Below are 18,339 nucleotides of genomic sequence, written 5' to 3'. Positions count from 1 at the left end.
AGATATATCTATAGTTATCATAAAAATTATATATTAAAAAGTAGAGTATGTTAAGCTATTTATTAAAAAGTATGCTAAATATGAAAATAAAATTATTTTTAGGAAAGATAAGGGATAATAGTTATTTATAAATAATCATTATAGATAAATAAAGAAAAAGATAGCAATTAAATGAAATAGTATTTTTTTTTTAAGTTTTTGATTTCTAATTTGTTTTACAAGAATAAATAGTAATATTATAATTAACAATATATTGTGTGAGAAAGATAAGCATGTACAACATATAGTGGAGGAATGAAAGTGATTAATTTAGATAATATGTGCCAAAAAGCAATTGAGGAAATAGATGATTTAAAAGGAATTTATGTAAAAGAGAAACTTATTGAAAGTTGTAAAAATATAATTAGAGAATCGATGGATAGTAATGGGATTAGAGATTCTATAATTCAATCAGCATTAGAATTAACTACTGAACAAGAACCTAAATGGCAATATGTTGCATCTAAGTTATATGTATATAGATTGTATGATGAAGTCAAAAGAAATAGGGAGATAAACGTAGAGGTGGAACCATATAATAATTTTTATGAATTTATTAATGAAATGACAGATAAAAATTTATATGGAAAATATATTTTAGAGAATTATACACAAGATGAAATTAAAGAGTTAGAAAAAGAAATAAAACCAGAAAGAGATTTTATTTTCACTTATAGTGGTATAGATTTACTAACAAAAAGATATTTAATTCAAGATTATAATAGAAAACCTCTTGAGCTTCCACAACAAATGTTTATGGGAATAGCAATGCATTTAGCAATTCCGGAAAAGCAAGAAGATAGAGTTATGTGGGCAAAGAGGTTTTATGATGTTTTAAGCTCGCTTAAAGCAACTATGGCAACTCCAACAATGTCAAATGCAAGAAAGCCATTTTATCAATTGAGTTCATGTTTTATTGATACAGTAGAAGATAGCTTAAAAGGAATATATAAATCTTTAGATAATTTTGCGGAAGTTTCTAAATTTGGTGGTGGAATGGGGATTTACATAGGAAAAATAAGAGCAATAGGGTCATCAATAAGAGGATTTAAAGGTGCTTCAGGAGGAGTAATTCCATGGATAAAATTATTTAATGATACAGCAGTTGCAGTTGACCAATTAGGAGTTAGAAATGGTTCAGTTGCTATATGGTTAGATGCATGGCATAAAGAAGTACCGGAATTCTTACAATTAAGAACCAATAATGGTGATGATAGAAAAAAAGCACATGATATATTCCCAGGGCTTTGCTATCCTGATTTATTCTGGAAACTAGCAGAAGAAGATATTGATGCAAATTGGTATATGATGTGTCCTCATGAAATAAAGTCTATTAAAGGATATTCATTAGAGGATTTCTACGGTAAAGAGTGGGAAGAAAAATATTATGATTGTGTAAATGATGAAAAAATAGATAAAAGAGTTATGTCTGTTAAGGATATAGTTAGATTAATAATAAAAAGTGCGGCAGAAACAGGAACTCCATTTGCATTTTATAGAGATACAGTAAATAAAATGAACCCTAATAAGCATAAAGGAATGATATACTCTTCTAATCTTTGCACAGAAATAATGCAAAATATGAGCCCAATGGAAATTCAAGATACAACTATATGCGATGAAAATGGAGATACTATTATTATAGAAAAAACTAAAGCCGGAGATTTTGTAGTATGTAATTTATCATCTGTTGTTTTAGGAAATGTAGATGTAAATAGTGACAAAGAATTAGAGTATGTAGTTGAAACGCAAATAAGAGCTATGGATAATGTTATAGACTTAAATTATTATTCAGTACCTTTTGCTGAAGTTACTAATAAAAAATATAGAGCGATTGGACTTGGAACTAGTGGATATCATCATATGCTTGCTAATAATAAAATTCATTGGAATGAACAAAAGCATTTAGAATTTACAGATAAAGTGTATGAAAAAATTAATTATTACGCAATTAAAGCAAGTATGAATATTTCAAAAGAAAAAGGTAAATATTCATGTTTTAAAGGATCTGATTGGGATAATGGTGATTATTTTAAACTAAGAGATTATAATTCTGAAGATTGGAACAGATTAAAAGAGGATGTTAAAGAATATGGGTTAAGAAATGGATATCTTTTTGCAGTTGCACCAAATGGATCAACAGCGACGATTGCAGGAACATCGGAAGGTGTAGATCCTGTTATGGCAAGATTCTGGTTAGAAGAAAAAAAGGGAAGTATAGTTCCAAAAACTGCGCCTAATTTGAGTTGGGAAAATTTCTGGTTCTATAATTCTGCTTATAATGTAGATCAAAACCTTTGTGTAAAAATAAATGGCATTAGACAAAGACATATAGACCAAGGTCAGTCATTTAATTTATATATAACAACAGATTTTACTATGAGACAAATAATGAATTTATATATAGAAGCATGTAAATGTGGAGTTAAGTCAATTTATTATGTTAGATCAAAATCATTAGAAGTGGCAGAATGTGAAAGCTGTTCTGCTTAATTTAAAGTGCCTCAGAGAGAATGTAATATTAGTGAAGTTACAATGATAAAAGTAAATTAATATGACTCTGAGGTAAGTTAAATATAAGATAAAGTTGGGAGAATAAAAATGAATATAAATAAAAAGCCTTTATTTAATGAAAATGGTGATATCGAAGTTAGTAAGAAAAAAATGATAAATGGGAATACTACTAACTTAAATGATTTTAATAATATGAAATATGGATGGGTTGCTGATTGGTATAGGCAAGCAATGAATAATTTTTGGATTCCTGAAGAAATAAATTTATCCCAGGATTTAAAGGATTATAATAAGTTAAACGAACATGAAAAAGCAGCCTATGATAAGATTTTATCTTTCTTAATATTTTTAGATTCAATACAAACAGCTAATTTAAGCAATATAAATAATTATATAACGGCTAGTGAGGTTAATTTATGTTTAACTATTCAAGCATTCCAAGAAGCTGTACATTCTCAAAGTTATAGTTATATGCTTGATACTATATGTTCACCAGAAAAAAGAAATGAGATTTTATATCAATGGAAGGATGATAAGGTTCTTTTAGAAAGAAATAAGTTTATTGGTGAGCAATACAATAAATTTTTAGAAAATCCAACTAAAGAGAATCTTATAAAGACAATAATGGCAAATTTCATACTAGAAGGAATTTATTTTTACTCAGGTTTTATGTTCTTTTATAATCTTGAGAGAAATGGGAAAATGCCAGGTTCATCTCAAGAAATACGTTATATAAATAGAGATGAAAATACTCATCTTTGGTTATTTAGAAACTTAATTAGAGAACTTCAAGAAGAAGAGGCAGAAGTTTTTGATGATAACCTAGTTAATGAATTAAGACTTATGATGAAAATAGGTGTTGAACATGAGATTAATTGGGGGAATTATGTAATTGGAGAAAATATTCAAGGAATTAATAAAAATTTAATTGAATCATATATTAAGTATTTAGGGAATAAAAGATTAAAGGAAATAGGATTAGAACCATTATTTGAAGGTTATGATAAAAATCCAGCTACATGGGTTGACTCTTTAGCTAATGCTAATTCTGTTAAAACAGATTTCTTTGAAGCAAAATCAACGGCATATGCGAAAGCAAGTGTTTTAGTTGATGATTTGTAAATGAGAGCTCAAATTTAATAGTTGGTTGAACGAAGTTATTATGTATAATTATTAGGATATGGAATATTAAAATTTATATTTTAGGGGAAAGTTTCCACAAAAATATAAATTTTAAAAATTTTAATGATAACGTTCTAAAAAATGTGTTATAATAATTTTTGTTCGTATAAAGTTTCTATAAGATAGATTAAAAAGATTTAAAATTTATCTTTAAATAGTAATTTAAATTTATATTTTGTCACGAAATTTACATAATACTGTAGTATAGTGATGTAAGTATAAAAATATTAATAACAGTACTAAATTTATGCTTAAGTGTAGGAGGAAATTTGAAATGAAAAAAGGTATCGCTGCATCAAAAGGTTATGCAATAGGTAAAGTATTCATTCAAGAACATGAGGAAATAGTTATAACTGACGCAAAAGTTAGTGACGTAGCTGCAGAAAAGGAAAAATTAACACTTGCTTTAGAAGCATCAAAAGAACAATTAACAGCAATTAAAGAAAAGACTTTAGCTGAAATTGGTGAACATGAGGCTGCTGTTTTCGAAGCACATTTAACATTATTAGATGACCCAGAATTTACTGGAACAATGGAAGCAACAGTTGAAGGTGAAGGCCTAAATGCTATGAAAGCTGTTCAAAATGTAACAGATACATTCGTTATGATTTTCGAATCAATGGACGATGCATATATGAGAGAAAGAGCTGCTGATATTAAAGACGTATCTAAGAGAATAATCTCTAACTTAGCAGGTAAAGGTGGAAGTGCATTTGCTATAACTGAAGCAAATACAGTTGTAGTTGCTTATGATTTAACTCCATCAGATACAGCTCAATTAGACAGAACAAAAGTATGTGGTTTCTTAACTGATATTGGAGGAAGAACTTCTCACTCTGCTATCATGGCTAGAACATTAGAAATCCCAGCTGTTGTTGGTTTAGGAGACATAACTAAAACAGTTAAAAATGGTGATTCAATCATCGTTGATGGTATGGAAGGATTTGCAATAATCAATCCATCAGAAGAAGTTATTGCTGAATACCAAGCTAAGAAAGAAAAGTTCGCAGCAGAACAAGAAGAATTAAAGAAACTTATCGAAGTTAAAACTGTAACTAAATCAGGTAAAAGAATTGAAGTTTGCGGTAACATCGGTAAGCCAGAAGATATAGATCAAGTTTTAGCTAATGGTGGAGACGGTGTAGGATTATTCAGAACTGAATTCTTATACATGGACAGAGACCAAGCTCCAACTGAAGAAGAACAATTCACAGCTTACAAAACTGTTTTAGAAAAAGCTAACGGTAAGCAAGTTGTTATCAGAACATTAGATATCGGTGGAGATAAGGTATTACCTTACTTACCATTACCTGAAGAAATGAATCCATTCTTAGGATACAGAGCTATCAGATTATGTTTAGATAGAAAAGATATATTCAAGGTTCAAATCAGAGCTTTATTAAGAGCTTCTGTATACGGAAACCTATGCGTTATGTTCCCAATGATTTCTGGCTTAGAAGAATTCCAAGCTGCTAAAGAATTCGTTGAAGAATGTAGAGCAGAATTACATGCTGAAGGAGTTAAGACTTCTGAAACTACTCAATGGGGTATCATGGTTGAAATTCCAGCTGCAGCAGTTATGGCTGATGAATTAGCTAAGCATGTTGATTTCTTCTCAATAGGAACAAACGACTTAATCCAATACACATTAGCTGCAGACAGAATGAGTGAAAAGGTATCATACCTTTACAATCCAATGCACCCAGCTGTATTAAGATTAATAAAGATGACTATAGATGGAGCTCACAAACACGGTAAGTGGGTTGGAATGTGTGGAGAAATGGCAGGAGATGAAGCTGCTATCCCTACATTAGTTCAATACGGATTAGATGAGTTCTCAATGAGTGCTACATCAATCTTAGGCGCTAAGAAAATAATGTTAGAACAAGAATAATATAAATAAAAAAAGAATCGCAAATGCGATTCTTTTTTTATTTAGTATGTTAACTTAAATTAGGGTAATTAATTATGTTATTCGTACTGGCCATAAATTTTATCATATAATTCATATGATTTTTCAGCCATTAAAGCGATTTTATCTTTTAACTCTTCATAAGTAACCTTGTCTCTTTTGGATAAATTTCCCCTAACTATATTTCCTTTTGAATCGACACAATAGCTATTTGATAAATATAAACTAGCATCATATTCATTGCCAATTACCCTCATACCAACATCTTCTCCAGGAATTTCTGAATCAATAGAGCCAGCGTAGAAATGAAATCTATGTTTAGGCATTTCTTGATTTCCGATAACAAACTTAATACCTTCATAATTTAATACATTAAATTTTGATTTTTCATCATATTCATAGCCTAATTCTCGTATAGTAGAATAAAAATTTTCCTCACAAACTTTTTTATTATTATACCAAATAGCAGTATAAATTCCGTAAGTTACAACTAATACAGTAAGTACAATAAAAGATACTTTTAATATATTTTTTATAAGTTTACTTTGTAATAGTTCTTTGTCGAAATTTTTTACCATAGTCTTGTCCACTTTCATTAAAGTATCTAATGAAATTTCAAACATATCACTAATTTTTATCAATGTTTTTAAATCGGGATAACTCTTTTCATTTTCCCAATTAGATACAGTTTGTCTTGTAACATTAAATAATTTAGAAAAGTCTTCTTGAGTCATTTTTTTATCTTTTCTTATTTTAAGTATTGTCATTGCAATATTCATAAATTTTCCTCCTCAATACCAGTATTTATTCTAGATATATATAAGTCTAGCAATTGATCTTTTACATTTAATTTTTAAGTTCGCAAATTTTCTTTGCATTCTTACTTTTAAAGGGAGTGGACTATTTTAACCATATAAAATTTTAATAAGAATATAGTAACATTAATAAATAATATTTACCAATAATTATATAATTTGTTATATTAATAGTGATAAAAAAATTTCTTGTGGATAATTTAGACTTTAATTTTAGATAATAAAAGTAAATATATTATAAATTTATGAGGTGATTATATGAAAAAGATAATAGAATTATTTGTATCCATATTTAAGATTGGAGCATTTACTTTTGGTGGGGGGTATGCAATGATTCCATTAATTGAAGAAGAGGTAGTTAAAAATAAAAAGTGGTTAAGTAAAGAAGAGTTTGTTGATATTTTAGTAGTTGCTCAAAGTTTACCGGGGGCATTAGCTATAAATACATCAATATTTTTAGGGTATAGAATAAGTGGAGTAGTAGGAGCAATAACTGCATTAATGGCAGTAATATTACCTTCATTTTTTATAATATTGATAATAGCAGTATTCTTTATGCAATTTAGAGATAATTATTATGTTAATGCAGCTTTTCAGGGAATAACAGCAGCAGTACCAATGCTTGTATTGGTAGGAGCAATTAGTTTATCAAATGGGTTACCTAAAAATATTAGAACAATAGTAACGATAATTGTAGGACTAGTTGCATTAATAGCTTTTAATATTCATCCAGTAATAGTAATAATAATATCAGGAGTATATGGAGCTATATTCTTAAGGAAAAGGGTGAGCTAATGGAACTTTTAATTAGATTATATTTAGCATTTTTGAAAATAGGAACTTTTAGTTTTGGCGGAGGATATGCAATGCTACCTTTTATACAAAGGGAAATAGTAGAAAAAAACAATTGGATATCTATGTCTGAATTTACTGACATAATAGGTATATCTCAAATGACACCAGGGCCTGTAGCAATAAACTCAGCAACATTTGTTGGATATAAGGTTGGTGGAGTATTTGGAAGTATAATTGCTACTTTAGGGGTAATTACAACATCGTTTATATTAGTAACAGTAATAAATAAATTATTAGATAAATTCAAAGAGTCAAAGGTTATAAAGGCTGCATTGCTAGGAATGAGGCCTATACTTATTGCGCTTATAATATATGCATTTATTGACTTAGCAAAGGAGGCATATATAGATATAAAAAGTATAATAATAACTTTGATAATTGGACTTATATTGTTATCAAAAAAGGTTCATCCTATATTAGTAATAGTTATAGCTGCAGTATTAGGAATGATATTTTATTTATAATAATTATTATGGATAAACATAATTTAGAATACGCTATAACAAATTTAATATTTATTAGGTAATGAAGGAGGGAATTAAGATGATTACTGTTATTAAAAATATTAATGTTTATGCACCAGAAAATATGGGTAAAAAGGATATTGTCATAGTAAACGATAAAATTGAAGGAGTTTATGACAAGGTTAATATTCCCGATAATTTTGTAGAAATAGAAACAATAGATGGAGCTGGAAAGTTGATTTTTCCAGGATTTTTAGATTGTCATGTCCATATAATTGGTGGGGGAGGAGAAGGTGGATTTAAAACTAGAACTCCAGAGATATCAATTATTTCTTTGGTTGAAGCTGGGATTACAACAGTAGTAGGATGTATAGGAACAGATGGAGTATGTAGAAGTATGAGAGCATTAATTGCTAAAGCTAAAGGATTAGAAGAAGAGGGAATAACATCTTACTGTTATACAGGTTCTTATGAAATACCAGTAAAGACTATTACAGAAAGTATTAAAGGTGATTTCATGATGGTAGATAAGGTTATCGGTGTTGGAGAAGTTGCTTTATCTGATCATAGAAGTTCACAAGCTACATATGATGATTTTGTAAATACAGTAGCACAAGCGAGAGTAGGTGGAATATTATCAGGAAAAGCTGGAATTGTTAATGTTCATTTAGGTGATGGAGCAAGAAGATTAGAATATTTATTTAAAGTAATTGAAGAAACTGAAATACCAGCAACTCAACTTTTACCAACACATATTAATAGAAGTGATAAATTATTTGAGGTAGGAATCGACTATGCTAAAAATGGTGGATTCATTGATTTAACAACAAGCTCAGACCCAAGATTTTTAGAACCAGGAGAGTTAAGGGCTGGTGAAGGATTAGCACTTCTATTAAAGAAGGGAGTAGATATTAAACATATAACATTTTCTTCAGATGGAAATGGGAGTATGCCGGTATTTGATGATAGTGGTAAATTAGTTGGGCTTGGAATATGTTCAGTAAAAACACTTTATGGAGAAGTTAAGGAAAGTATAATAGAGCATAAGGTGCCTATAGAAGAAGCTATTAAGGTTATAACTTCTAATGTTGCTGAAGTTTTAAAATTAAATAATAAAGGAAGAATAGAAAGTGGTAGAGATGCTGATCTTGTTATAGTTAATAAAGAAAGTTTAGATATTGATACTGTTATTGCTAAGGGAAAGGTTGTTGTTGAAGAAGGAAAAGCAATTATTAAGCCAACTTTTGAATAATATTTAAGGGCTACCATAAAGGTAGCCCTAATTTTCATCATAATGTAAAAAATAAATGTTGTCCTATGGTTATTATATTATGCTTCTCAACACTTTGCATCCAAGTGCAAGTAGCTATATCAGGATTGTAAAAAAATACAGCATCTCCTGTAGGATCATTACCGCTTAATGCATCATATACAGCATCAAAGCATTCTTGAGTTGGTTCAACATTAATTTGGCCATCAACAATGCAAGAAAAAGCTCTAGGTTGGAATATAACACCTTCAATTGTATTTGGAAATCCAGTATTAAGAGCTCTGTTTAATATTACTGATGCAACAGCAACTTTACCCTCATAGGGCTCACCCTTACTTTCAGCATATACTACTTGAGACATTAAATAAATATCTGATTGTGTTAAATAAAGTAATTGATTATTTTCTTTAAAAACTTCTACATATTCTTCATCAGATATATTTATATAGTTATTTTTATTGTTTTCTAAATTTAATAAAGTATTTTCTATTCTTGTACTTGCGCTTACCTCAGCAGTATATAAATTTGATAAGCTTAAGTCAAGTGCTGAAAGAGACAGGGTTAGAATAATACAAAATAAGAATTTTCCAAGTTTCATAAAAAACCTCCTTTTGGAATAACCCAATCGAGATATATTTTACCCAGAAAATTTAAAATAATACAAAACATTATCAAAAAGAGTTTAATAATGATTCAAAGGAAGTTTTTACATCTTTATATTTAGAATAGGCATTATCATAATTTTTATTTATATTATCTTTGTTTTTTTCATAGCTAGAAGAAGATTTTTCATATATAACAGCAATCTTTAATGAGTTTAAATAAGTTGAATATAACTTAAAAGTATTATTTAAGCAGTTATAATAAGAAATACATCCCTCTGGTATTGAAGAATAGTTGAAATCTTTTTTTATAGTCTCAAGAGTATTTTCTTTTTCGTTAATATCATTAAGAATTACATCAAGAGATCTATTTTCCTTTCTTATTAGATTTATAGCGGGTTCTAAGTCTTCTAATATTCCAGAAAATTCATTTGTACACTTAGTTAGTCTTTCAATATATGAGTTGTATTGAGTAGTTTTTATTGCTTCTTCTCTATTTATCTTTTCTAAGGTATTTAAATATCCAATTAAATTATCTAAAAATGTTTCACTTTCTTCAGGTAATGTTAAAGAAAAACCATAAGGAGATAATTCTTCATAACTTTTTTCACAACTTTCCTTTAAAAGTAGGATTTGAGATGTAATTTCTGCTGTAGACACATTACTTGTATAAGATAAGACATCAACACAATAACTATATAATGATTCTGTATTTTCTATACATGAGATTAGTTTAGGAATAATGTCAGGGGTATTATTATTGGCTATTACCACTGCAGAAACCTTTTCTCTTAATTCTTTTAATTGTTTTAAATCATCATTTAGTATGCTATAAGCAGATTTACTATTTATAGTTACACCATTAATACATTTTTTTAATGATAAATTTATTTTAGATAACTCTGTAACATAAGGTTCAAAATCTTTTAAAACAGAATCCTTGATAATAATATCTTTGTTATCAGTAGTAGAGGAAATAGAATTATTAGGTTTATGTAATAATAACATCATAGATGAAGTTAAAAATACACAAATTAATAATGTTATGACAAAGGTTTTATTTTCAGAAAATGATTTTTTTATGTTTTCCATATATATCACATCCTTTAAGTTAATTTACAGTATTAAATATTATGAAAAAAACTTTTTCTATAATTTATATTATTATGAAAAATAAAATATACTTAAATAATTTTAAATTTCATGTTGAAAATAAAGAGTATGTAAGCTTTATAATAAATATGAAAGAATTTGGATAAATAAAAATAGAATTATAATATTTTAACAATTATGAGAATAGTGTATAATTTAATTAGAAATTTTATGGTGGTGGATTAAATGCAAAATTTTATTTCAATGATAATGAATTCACTAAAGAGCATGTCGGTTACTGCTGTTATTGATATTTTAGTAGTAGCATTTATATTTTATAAAGGGTATATGCTTATTAAAGAAACAAGGGCAGAACAGCTGTTAAAAGGAATAGCGTTTATAATAATACTAATTCCAATTAGTTCTATACTTAATTTAAGTATGTTATATTTTATATTAAGCAAGACTTTAACTATTGGAATAATATCAGTTGTTATAATATTTCAGCCAGAGATAAGGAGAGCATTAGAACATTTAGGAAGAAGTGCTTTTGAAGATAAACATGGCTTTGAAGATAGAGAACAGAGGAATATATATGTTAGTGAAATTGTAAATGCAGTTTCTAATTTAGCAGAAACAAAAACAGGTGCACTAATTGCAATTGAACAAGGAACAGGTCTTGGAGAAATAATATCCTCAGGAACTATATTAGAAGCAAAGATAACATCAAATTTATTAGAAAATATATTTGTTGTAAACACACCACTTCATGATGGTGCAACAATAATAGGAAGAGATAAAATATTAGCATCAGGATGTGTTTTACCTTTAACTAATAATAAAGAGATTAATAAAAAACTAGGAACTAGACATAGAGCAGCAATAGGGTTATCAGAAATATCTGATGCACTTGTTATAATAGTATCTGAAGAAACAGGAATTATTTCTTTAGCTATAAATGGACGTTTAACTAGAAACTATGATAAAGATAGATTAAGAACAATATTACTTAAGATAATGGAACATAGAGAAGAGAAAAATGTTAAATCTGCTGGCAAGAAGGTGAAAACGTGGATAACTGGAAAAATAAACAGAAAATAATTGTTCAATTAGTGTGTCTTTTACTATCGTTGGGATTATGGATTTATGTGACTAATATAGAAAATCCAATAAAGTCTTATGAGTTAAGTAGAGTGCCAGTAGAAATAAAAAATACTGATAGTTTAAAGGATGCAGGATTGTCATTATCGCCAAATCAAGAGTTTTATGTAAATTTAAAAATAGAAGGAAATAGTCAAGATTTATTTAGTGTAGATAAAAGTGATTTTACTATAACTGTAGATTTAAGTGAATTTGTACTTAAAAAAGGGGAAAATAAGATTGCAGTAAATATAGAAAATGCTCCAAGTACAGTTAAAGTAAAAAATAGCAATGGTTTGACAATAACAATAAATACCGAAGGATATGCTACCAAAGAAGTTCCAGTAAAATCTAAAATTGATGTTATTTCAAAGTCAAGCTATTATGTAGCAACACCTATATTTAGTCCAGAAACTATAGTGGTATCAGGTCCAGAATCTTTAGTAAATACTGTAACAAAGGTTATTGCAGAGGGTGAAGAAAGTAATGCTGTAAAGACAATAGTTAAGAATTATATTGTTACACCAGTAGATGAAAATGATAAAGAAGTTACAGGTGTTCAGTTATCACAAAAGTGGGCAGAAGCGACTATTGAAATAAATGAAGGAAGGACAATTCCAATTAAAATAAATACTACAGGAACATTAGCAAATGGGTTGAAATTGAAATCAATAAGTTCATCTACTACAGAAATAGGAATAACGGGACCAGAAGATATTTTAAGCTCTATTAATGAAATTGGAACGGAAGTTATAAATCTTTCTGAAATAAAAGATAGTACTAATATTGAAGTTGCGTTAGGAATACCAGATGGAATTCTGATTCATAATGGTGAGAATTCTATAACTGTTAATATAGTTTTGGAAAAATCACAAACAAGAGAGTTTACAATTGATTATTCAATGATTGGACAGAAAGAAGGAATAACTGTTGTTCCAGATAATACTAAGGTTACTATAACTGTTTCTGGATTTGAGGATATATTAAATAGTTTAACAGATGCAAACTTTACTGCTGAATTAGATGTATCCGAATATATTGAAGGCGGTGAATTTACTAAGAAGCCAACTGTAAATCTAGTTGGTGTAGAGAATGTAAAAATAGATACTGTAAGTGATATAAAATTGACAGTAACAAAGGACGTACCAACTAATGGTGATGTCGTAGAAGAAGAGGTACCACAACAGTAGTTAAGGGAAAGTTGGCATATGTCAACTTTCTTTTTATGTTTGTAAGAAATAAATTAAAGGTTAATTTATAACTTACCACTTAAAACTGTTAACTATCAATCTCTTGTGTTACAATATTAAAAACTAGAAATAATATTATTAAGGGTGATTTATATGACTATAAGAATTAACAACCTAAGTCTTGGGTTAGATGATGATATAAAATTATTAAAAAAGAAAGCTAGTAAGAAACTAAGAATTTCTTCAGATGAAATTAAAAATTTTAAAATCGTTAGAGAAAGTATAGATGCTAGAAATAAGGATAACATTAAATTTACATATGCAATTGAGCTTGAGCATAAGGATGAAGAAAAGTTAGTAAATAGAGTTCATGATAATGATGTAAGAATAGATAATTCAAAATATGATCCAGATGTTGAGCCAGGTGAAGAAATATTAAATCATAGACCAGTTGTTGTTGGATTAGGGCCAGCGGGATTGTTTTCAGCATTAATGTTAGCTCAAAAAGGTTATAAACCATTGGTGATAGAACGTGGAGAAGATGTTGATAAAAGAACCGAAACTGTGGATAAGTTCTGGAAAACTGGAGAGTTGAATTTAGAATCTAATGTACAGTTTGGAGAAGGTGGAGCAGGATCATTTTCAGATGGTAAGTTAACTACTAGAATTAAGGATAAAAAGTGTGATTATGTTTTAGCAGAATTAGTTAAAGCCGGAGCACCAAAAGAGATTAAATATGAGGCAAAACCACATGTAGGAACTGATATATTAAAAGATGTAGTTAAAAATATAAGAAAGCAAATTATTGCTTTAGGAGGAGAAGTTCGTTTTTCTTCTAAGCTTGAGTACATAAAAAGTAATGATGGAAAAGTGAAAAGTATAGTTGTAAATGGAGATGAAATTCCTTGTGAAGCTTTAGTTTTAGCTTTGGGACATAGTTCAAGAGATACATATGAAATGTTAAATAATATTGGAATATTCATGGAACCAAAAGCATTTGCAATTGGAGTTAGAATAGAACATCCTCAAGAGATGATAAATATAGGACAATATGGAAAGATGGCTAGTCATCCAAGATTACAAGCAGCTAGTTACAACTTAACATACCAAAGTAGAGCGTTAGGAAGAGGAGTATATTCATTTTGTATGTGTCCAGGTGGCGTTGTTGTTGCAGCAGCATCTGAAGAAAAGAGACTAGTTTCTAATGGAATGAGTTATCATGCAAGAGATAAGGAAAATTCAAATTCAGCTTTAGTTGTAACTGTTGGTCCAGAAGATTTTGAAGGAAGTTCAGTTCTAAGAGGTATGGAATTCCAAAGACATTATGAATCACTAGCATATAAAGTAGGTGGCGGAAATTATAATGCACCAGTTCAATTATTAGGTGATTTTGTTAATGATAGAAAATCAACTAAGCTTGGTGCGGTTACTCCAAGTTATGAACCAGGTTTTGAATTTGCAGATATGAGAGAATGTTTACCTTCATATGTTGTAGATGGAATAAAAGATGGAGTTAATAACTTTGATAGAAAAATTAAGGGATACGGAAGAGAAGATGCCGTTTTAACAGGTATAGAAACAAGAACTTCAGCTCCAGTGAAAATAACAAGAAATGAGAGATTAGAAAGTATTTCATTAGGTGGATTATACCCATGTGGAGAAGGTGCTGGGTTTGCAGGTGGAATTGTATCAGCAGCAGTTGATGGAATTAAAGTTGCAGAAAGAATTATAGAAAGATATAAACAACTATAATTAAATCAAAGAAAATCAGTAGTTAATATTACTGATTTTCTTTTTTTTTATAATAGTTAAAAAATTAACGTGAATTTTCTGAAAATTTAGGTTTTTGTTGAAAACTTTGATAAAATATATATAGGTAAATATTTCATTATATAAAAATATATTCAAATATTTAATTAATATGGTTACTAAATGAAGGGTTATAATAGGAGAGGTGTATTATGAGTAAGAATTTTGATGATTTATTAACAAAATTAAAAGTAGCAACAACAAAAAAGTTGGCAGTAGCAGTTGCACAAGATGAGCCAGTTTTAGAAGCTGTTAAAGCAGCAAAAGATAGAGGAATAGCAGAGGCTGTTTTAGTTGGAGATAAGGCAAAGATTGAAGACGTAGCAGCAAAAATTGATATGGATCTAAGTGATTTTGAAATAATTCATGAAGAAGATGTTAAAAAGGCAACATTAAAAGCTATACAATTAGTTTCTAGTGGTGCAGCAGATATGGTTATGAAAGGATTAGTGGATACAGCTACATTTTTAAGAAGTGTATTAAATAAAGAAGTTGGACTTAGAACAGGAAACTTAATGTCACACGTATCTGTATTTGAAATTGAAGGAATAGATAGATTAATATTATTAACAGATGCAGCTTTTAATACTTATCCAGACTTAAAACAAAAAGTTCAAATAATTAATAATTCTGTAATGGTTGCAAAAGCTTGTGGAATACAAAATCCAAAGGTTGCACCAGTTTGTGCAGTTGAGGTAGTAAATCCAGATATGCCAGCAACAGTAGATGCAGCATTATTATCTAAGATGAGTGATAGAGGACAAATCAAAGGTTGTATAGTAGATGGGCCTTTAGCATTAGATAATGCATTGTCAGAAGAGGCAGCACATCATAAAGGTGTTACAGGACCAGTAGCAGGAAAGGCGGATGTATTATTACTTCCTAATATAGATGTTGCAAATGTTATGTATAAATCATTAACTTATACAGCACAAACTAAAAATGGTGGTATATTAGTTGGAACATCAGCTCCAGTTATTTTAACTTCAAGAGCTGATAGTTTTGAAACAAAGGTAAACTCTATTGCATTAGCGGCATTAGTTTCAGAGGGTAGAAAGTAATATTAGGGGGTATTGAGAAATATGGCATATAAATTATTAATAATTAATCCAGGATCTACATCTACGAAAATAGGTGTTTATGAAGACGAAAAAGAAGTCTTTGTTGAAACTTTAAGACATTCATCAGAAGAAATAGCTAAGTATGATAGTATTTTTGAACAAAAAGGTTTTAGAAAAGAAGTAATAATGAATGTATTAAAAGATAATAACTTTGATGTTACTACATTAGATGCAGTTGTAGGTAGAGGTGGAATGCTTAAACCAATGGCTGGAGGAACTTATGAGGTAAATGATGAGTTACTGAATGATTTAAAAGTTGGAGTTCAAGGGCAACATGCTTCTAATTTAGGTGGAATTTTAGCAAATGAAATTGCAAAAGAAGTTGGAGCAAAGGCATTTATAGTTGATCCAGTTGTTGTTGACGAATTAGAAGCAGTAGCAAGAATTTCAGGAGTCCCGGAATTACCAAGAAAGAGTAAATTTCATGCTTTAAATCAAAAAGCTGTTGCTAAGAGATTTGGAAAAGAAAGCAAAAGAGGTTATGAAAATTTAAATCTTATAGTAGTTCATATGGGTGGAGGGGTTTCAGTAGGAGCTCATCAAAATGGTAGAGTTATTGATGTCAATAATGCATTAGATGGTGATGGAGCATTTTCACCAGAAAGAGCTGGCTCAGTTCCAGTTGGAGATTTAATTAAAATGTGCTTTAGTGGTGAATATACTCAAGCTGAAGTATATAGCAAGATTGTTGGTAAAGGTGGATATGTAGCATATCTTAATACTAACGATGCTAGAGATGTATTAAGAGAAAAGCAAGAAGGAAATGAATTTGCTGAATTAATTTATAATGCATTTATATATCAAGTATGTAAATCTATAGGGGAAATGGCTACAGTTCTTAAAGGAAAAGTAGATTCTATTATTTTAACTGGTGGAATAGCTTACTCACCTATAGTTGTTGCTGATATAAAAGAAAGAGTTGAATGGATTAGCAATGTAACAGTTTATCCTGGTGAAGATGAATTATTAGCATTAGCACAAGGTGCTATTAGAGTTCTTAGTGGAGAAGAACAAGCTAAATTATATTAATAATAATCTAAAGTTAAAGTGAGAAACTCTGAATGGAGTTTCTTTTTTTTATTTTAAATTATATAATATTATATTTGATAATGAAAAAAACTTAAGTTTTTTAAAAAATATCCGTATAATTAATCTAGTGAAATTTTGAGGTGATTAAATGTTAAATAACATACAAGATTTAAGTAATATATATAGTATTTTAAAACTTAACGATACTAATAATATAAAGAGTACAAATATATCAAGATTAAGCGATATGAATAGCATATCAAGTTTATTATATGATTCTTCTAATTCAACTTCGAGTGCATTTAATATAATGCTAACAAGTTTATTAAAGTCTATAAGTGAGAAAAATAAAGTTGAATGTAGGGATTTAGAAAAAGTATCATTAGAAGGTATGTTAAGTAAATATATTAATGGGGTTAAAAGTAGCGGAATTATAAATTCAAATAATTATATGATATCAAATATTAATAGTTTGAATGTTGATGAAAGAATAAAAAATTCTATACAATTATATTCAAATAAATATAGTGTAGATCCTAACTTGGTAAAGGCTATAATAAAAGTAGAATCAGACTTTAATCCTAATTTAGTATCGTCAGCAGGTGCAAAGGGTCTTATGCAACTTATGCCAGAAATTTGCGAAGAATTAGGCATTAAAGATCAATTTAATATAGAACAAAATATAGAAGGTGGAGTAAGACATATAAAAGGATATATAGATAAATATAATGGTAATATTGAAATGGCACTTATTGCTTATAATGGAGGACCTACTAGAATGATAAATAGAGGTGTTAAGTCTATAGAAGATATATATAAGATGCCAAAAGAAACTCAAAGTTATGTGCCTAAAGTAATGAATTATTATAGAGGATTAATAAATGGAAATTAGAAGTGTACAAGCGAACAAAACTATAGATATAAAAGATAAAGTTATTTTTAATAAAGGTGATTTTACTGAAAGTTTTATGAAATCTTATAAATCTGTAACTAAAGAAGAGTTAGAAAATTATATAAAAGATATTAAGAAAAAAGGTAATAAATTAATATTAACAAAGAGTTATAGTGATATTAAAAGTTATAAATTAACTATTAAAAATTATTTAAAGGCAGTAGTTGATTATACGTATATATTAAATAAGAATATAGGATTTTGGGAAAATCAATATTATTCTACAGTAGAGGTTATAAATGAAAAGCTTGAGAGTTTAACTAATGAAGTGTTAAGTGGAGAAAAGGAAAATTTAGATATATCATCGACAATAGATAATATACAAGGTCTATTAATAGATATATATAAATAAA

General features: G+C 28.6%; 16 protein-coding genes. 13 read left to right on the top strand and 3 right to left on the bottom strand.

Translation table 11 applies throughout. The features are described 5' to 3' along the window. Nucleotides 1-318: 318 nt before the first annotated feature. From I4V51_RS03610 to ptsP, 3 genes are all read left to right on the top strand, one after another. The gene (locus I4V51_RS03610) at nucleotides 319-2,532 is read left to right on the top strand and encodes a ribonucleoside-diphosphate reductase subunit alpha (protein ID WP_243281391.1); all 2,214 of its coding nucleotides are present in this window, start codon (nucleotides 319-321) and stop codon (nucleotides 2,530-2,532) included. Between the two features lie 108 nt (nucleotides 2,533-2,640). Continuing rightward, a complete protein-coding gene (locus I4V51_RS03605) occupies nucleotides 2,641-3,675 on the top strand; it encodes a ribonucleotide-diphosphate reductase subunit beta (protein WP_195986968.1) in 1,035 nt (344 codons plus the stop codon). Nucleotides 3,676-4,009: 334 nt separating this feature from the next. Further along, nucleotides 4,010-5,629: a phosphoenolpyruvate--protein phosphotransferase gene (gene ptsP / locus I4V51_RS03600; RefSeq protein ID WP_195986967.1), complete on the top strand. Its 1,620-nt coding sequence runs from the start codon at nucleotides 4,010-4,012 to the stop codon at nucleotides 5,627-5,629. 77 nt (nucleotides 5,630-5,706) lie between these two features. On the opposite strand, the gene I4V51_RS03595 is transcribed toward ptsP, so the two are convergent. Continuing rightward, nucleotides 5,707-6,426, bottom strand: a complete 720-nt coding sequence (locus tag I4V51_RS03595) for a helix-turn-helix transcriptional regulator (protein WP_195986966.1) — start codon at nucleotides 6,424-6,426, stop codon at nucleotides 5,707-5,709. A 294-nt stretch (nucleotides 6,427-6,720) separates the two neighbouring features. Here I4V51_RS03595 and I4V51_RS03590 point away from each other — a divergent pair, with 294 nt between their 5' ends. The 3 genes from I4V51_RS03590 to iadA all read left to right on the top strand — a co-directional run bounded on the left by I4V51_RS03590 (nucleotide 6,721) and on the right by iadA (nucleotide 9,033). Next, nucleotides 6,721-7,257 carry a chromate transporter gene (locus I4V51_RS03590; protein ID WP_195986965.1) on the top strand — a complete coding sequence of 179 codons (537 nt, stop codon included), beginning with the start codon at nucleotides 6,721-6,723 and terminating at the stop codon, nucleotides 7,255-7,257. Next, nucleotides 7,257-7,781 (top strand): chromate transporter, encoded by a 525-nt coding sequence (locus tag I4V51_RS03585; protein WP_195986964.1) that lies wholly within the window; start codon nucleotides 7,257-7,259, stop codon nucleotides 7,779-7,781. Before I4V51_RS03590 ends, I4V51_RS03585 begins: the two co-directional genes overlap by 1 nt. A 79-nt stretch (nucleotides 7,782-7,860) precedes the next feature. After that, nucleotides 7,861-9,033, top strand: a complete 1,173-nt coding sequence (iadA, locus tag I4V51_RS03580) for a beta-aspartyl-peptidase (protein WP_195986963.1) — start codon at nucleotides 7,861-7,863, stop codon at nucleotides 9,031-9,033. Nucleotides 9,034-9,070: 37 nt separating this feature from the next. On the opposite strand, the gene I4V51_RS03575 is transcribed toward iadA, so the two are convergent. After that, complete coding sequence (locus I4V51_RS03575; RefSeq protein ID WP_195986962.1) at nucleotides 9,071-9,649, bottom strand: cell wall hydrolase; 579 nt, start codon at nucleotides 9,647-9,649, stop codon at nucleotides 9,071-9,073. Nucleotides 9,650-9,722: 73 nt separating this feature from the next. Beyond that, the gene (locus I4V51_RS03570; protein ID WP_195986961.1) at nucleotides 9,723-10,745 is read right to left on the bottom strand and encodes a hypothetical protein; all 1,023 of its coding nucleotides are present in this window, start codon (nucleotides 10,743-10,745) and stop codon (nucleotides 9,723-9,725) included. Between the two features lie 246 nt (nucleotides 10,746-10,991). Here I4V51_RS03570 and cdaA point away from each other — a divergent pair, with 246 nt between their 5' ends. The 7 genes from cdaA to I4V51_RS03535 all read left to right on the top strand — a co-directional run bounded on the left by cdaA (nucleotide 10,992) and on the right by I4V51_RS03535 (nucleotide 18,338). After that, on the top strand, nucleotides 10,992-11,846 hold the full coding sequence (gene cdaA / locus I4V51_RS03565) for a diadenylate cyclase CdaA (RefSeq protein WP_195986960.1): 855 nt from the start codon (nucleotides 10,992-10,994) through the stop codon (nucleotides 11,844-11,846). Continuing rightward, complete coding sequence (locus tag I4V51_RS21340) at nucleotides 11,816-13,075, top strand: CdaR family protein (protein ID WP_195986959.1); 1,260 nt, start codon at nucleotides 11,816-11,818, stop codon at nucleotides 13,073-13,075. The genes cdaA and I4V51_RS21340 overlap by 31 nt, the downstream gene beginning before the upstream one ends. Nucleotides 13,076-13,228: 153 nt before the next feature. Further along, on the top strand, nucleotides 13,229-14,827 hold the full coding sequence (locus tag I4V51_RS03555) for an FAD-dependent protein (protein ID WP_195986958.1): 1,599 nt from the start codon (nucleotides 13,229-13,231) through the stop codon (nucleotides 14,825-14,827). Nucleotides 14,828-15,036: 209 nt separating this feature from the next. Next, a complete protein-coding gene (gene ptb, locus I4V51_RS03550) occupies nucleotides 15,037-15,945 on the top strand; it encodes a phosphate butyryltransferase (protein WP_195986957.1) in 909 nt (302 codons plus the stop codon). A 21-nt stretch (nucleotides 15,946-15,966) separates the two neighbouring features. Further along, a complete protein-coding gene (buk, locus tag I4V51_RS03545; protein WP_195986956.1) occupies nucleotides 15,967-17,034 on the top strand; it encodes a butyrate kinase in 1,068 nt (355 codons plus the stop codon). 148 nt (nucleotides 17,035-17,182) lie between these two features. Then, nucleotides 17,183-17,926 carry a lytic transglycosylase domain-containing protein gene (locus tag I4V51_RS03540; protein ID WP_195986955.1) on the top strand — a complete coding sequence of 248 codons (744 nt, stop codon included), beginning with the start codon at nucleotides 17,183-17,185 and terminating at the stop codon, nucleotides 17,924-17,926. Then, nucleotides 17,916-18,338 (top strand): YaaR family protein, encoded by a 423-nt coding sequence (locus I4V51_RS03535; protein WP_195986954.1) that lies wholly within the window; start codon nucleotides 17,916-17,918, stop codon nucleotides 18,336-18,338. The genes I4V51_RS03540 and I4V51_RS03535 overlap by 11 nt, the downstream gene beginning before the upstream one ends. The last annotated feature ends 1 nt before the right edge of the window (nucleotide 18,339 follow it).

Source organism: Clostridium sp. D53t1_180928_C8 (assembly GCF_015667795.1).
Taxonomy (GTDB): Bacteria; Bacillota; Clostridia; order Clostridiales; family Clostridiaceae; genus Clostridium.
Note: the sequence above shows the minus strand (reverse complement) of the source record. Positions and strands in the feature narration are given on the sequence as shown.

Bases quoted from the DNA above. Each gene is read 5' to 3' on its own strand.
- I4V51_RS03610 (WP_243281391.1), top strand. From the start codon at position 319: ATGTGCCAAAAAGCAATTGAGGAAATAGATGATTTAAAAGGAATTTAT.
- I4V51_RS03605 (WP_195986968.1), top strand. From the start codon at position 2,641: ATGAATATAAATAAAAAGCCTTTATTTAATGAAAATGGTGATATCGAA.
- ptsP (WP_195986967.1), top strand. From the start codon at position 4,010: ATGAAAAAAGGTATCGCTGCATCAAAAGGTTATGCAATAGGTAAAGTA.
- I4V51_RS03595 (WP_195986966.1), bottom strand. From the start codon at position 6,426: ATGAATATTGCAATGACAATACTTAAAATAAGAAAAGATAAAAAAATG.
- I4V51_RS03590 (WP_195986965.1), top strand. From the start codon at position 6,721: ATGAAAAAGATAATAGAATTATTTGTATCCATATTTAAGATTGGAGCA.
- I4V51_RS03585 (WP_195986964.1), top strand. From the start codon at position 7,257: ATGGAACTTTTAATTAGATTATATTTAGCATTTTTGAAAATAGGAACT.
- iadA (WP_195986963.1), top strand. From the start codon at position 7,861: ATGATTACTGTTATTAAAAATATTAATGTTTATGCACCAGAAAATATG.
- I4V51_RS03575 (WP_195986962.1), bottom strand. From the start codon at position 9,649: ATGAAACTTGGAAAATTCTTATTTTGTATTATTCTAACCCTGTCTCTT.
- I4V51_RS03570 (WP_195986961.1), bottom strand. From the start codon at position 10,745: ATGGAAAACATAAAAAAATCATTTTCTGAAAATAAAACCTTTGTCATA.
- cdaA (WP_195986960.1), top strand. From the start codon at position 10,992: ATGCAAAATTTTATTTCAATGATAATGAATTCACTAAAGAGCATGTCG.
- I4V51_RS03555 (WP_195986958.1), top strand. From the start codon at position 13,229: ATGACTATAAGAATTAACAACCTAAGTCTTGGGTTAGATGATGATATA.
- ptb (WP_195986957.1), top strand. From the start codon at position 15,037: ATGAGTAAGAATTTTGATGATTTATTAACAAAATTAAAAGTAGCAACA.
- buk (WP_195986956.1), top strand. From the start codon at position 15,967: ATGGCATATAAATTATTAATAATTAATCCAGGATCTACATCTACGAAA.
- I4V51_RS03540 (WP_195986955.1), top strand. From the start codon at position 17,183: ATGTTAAATAACATACAAGATTTAAGTAATATATATAGTATTTTAAAA.
- I4V51_RS03535 (WP_195986954.1), top strand. From the start codon at position 17,916: ATGGAAATTAGAAGTGTACAAGCGAACAAAACTATAGATATAAAAGAT.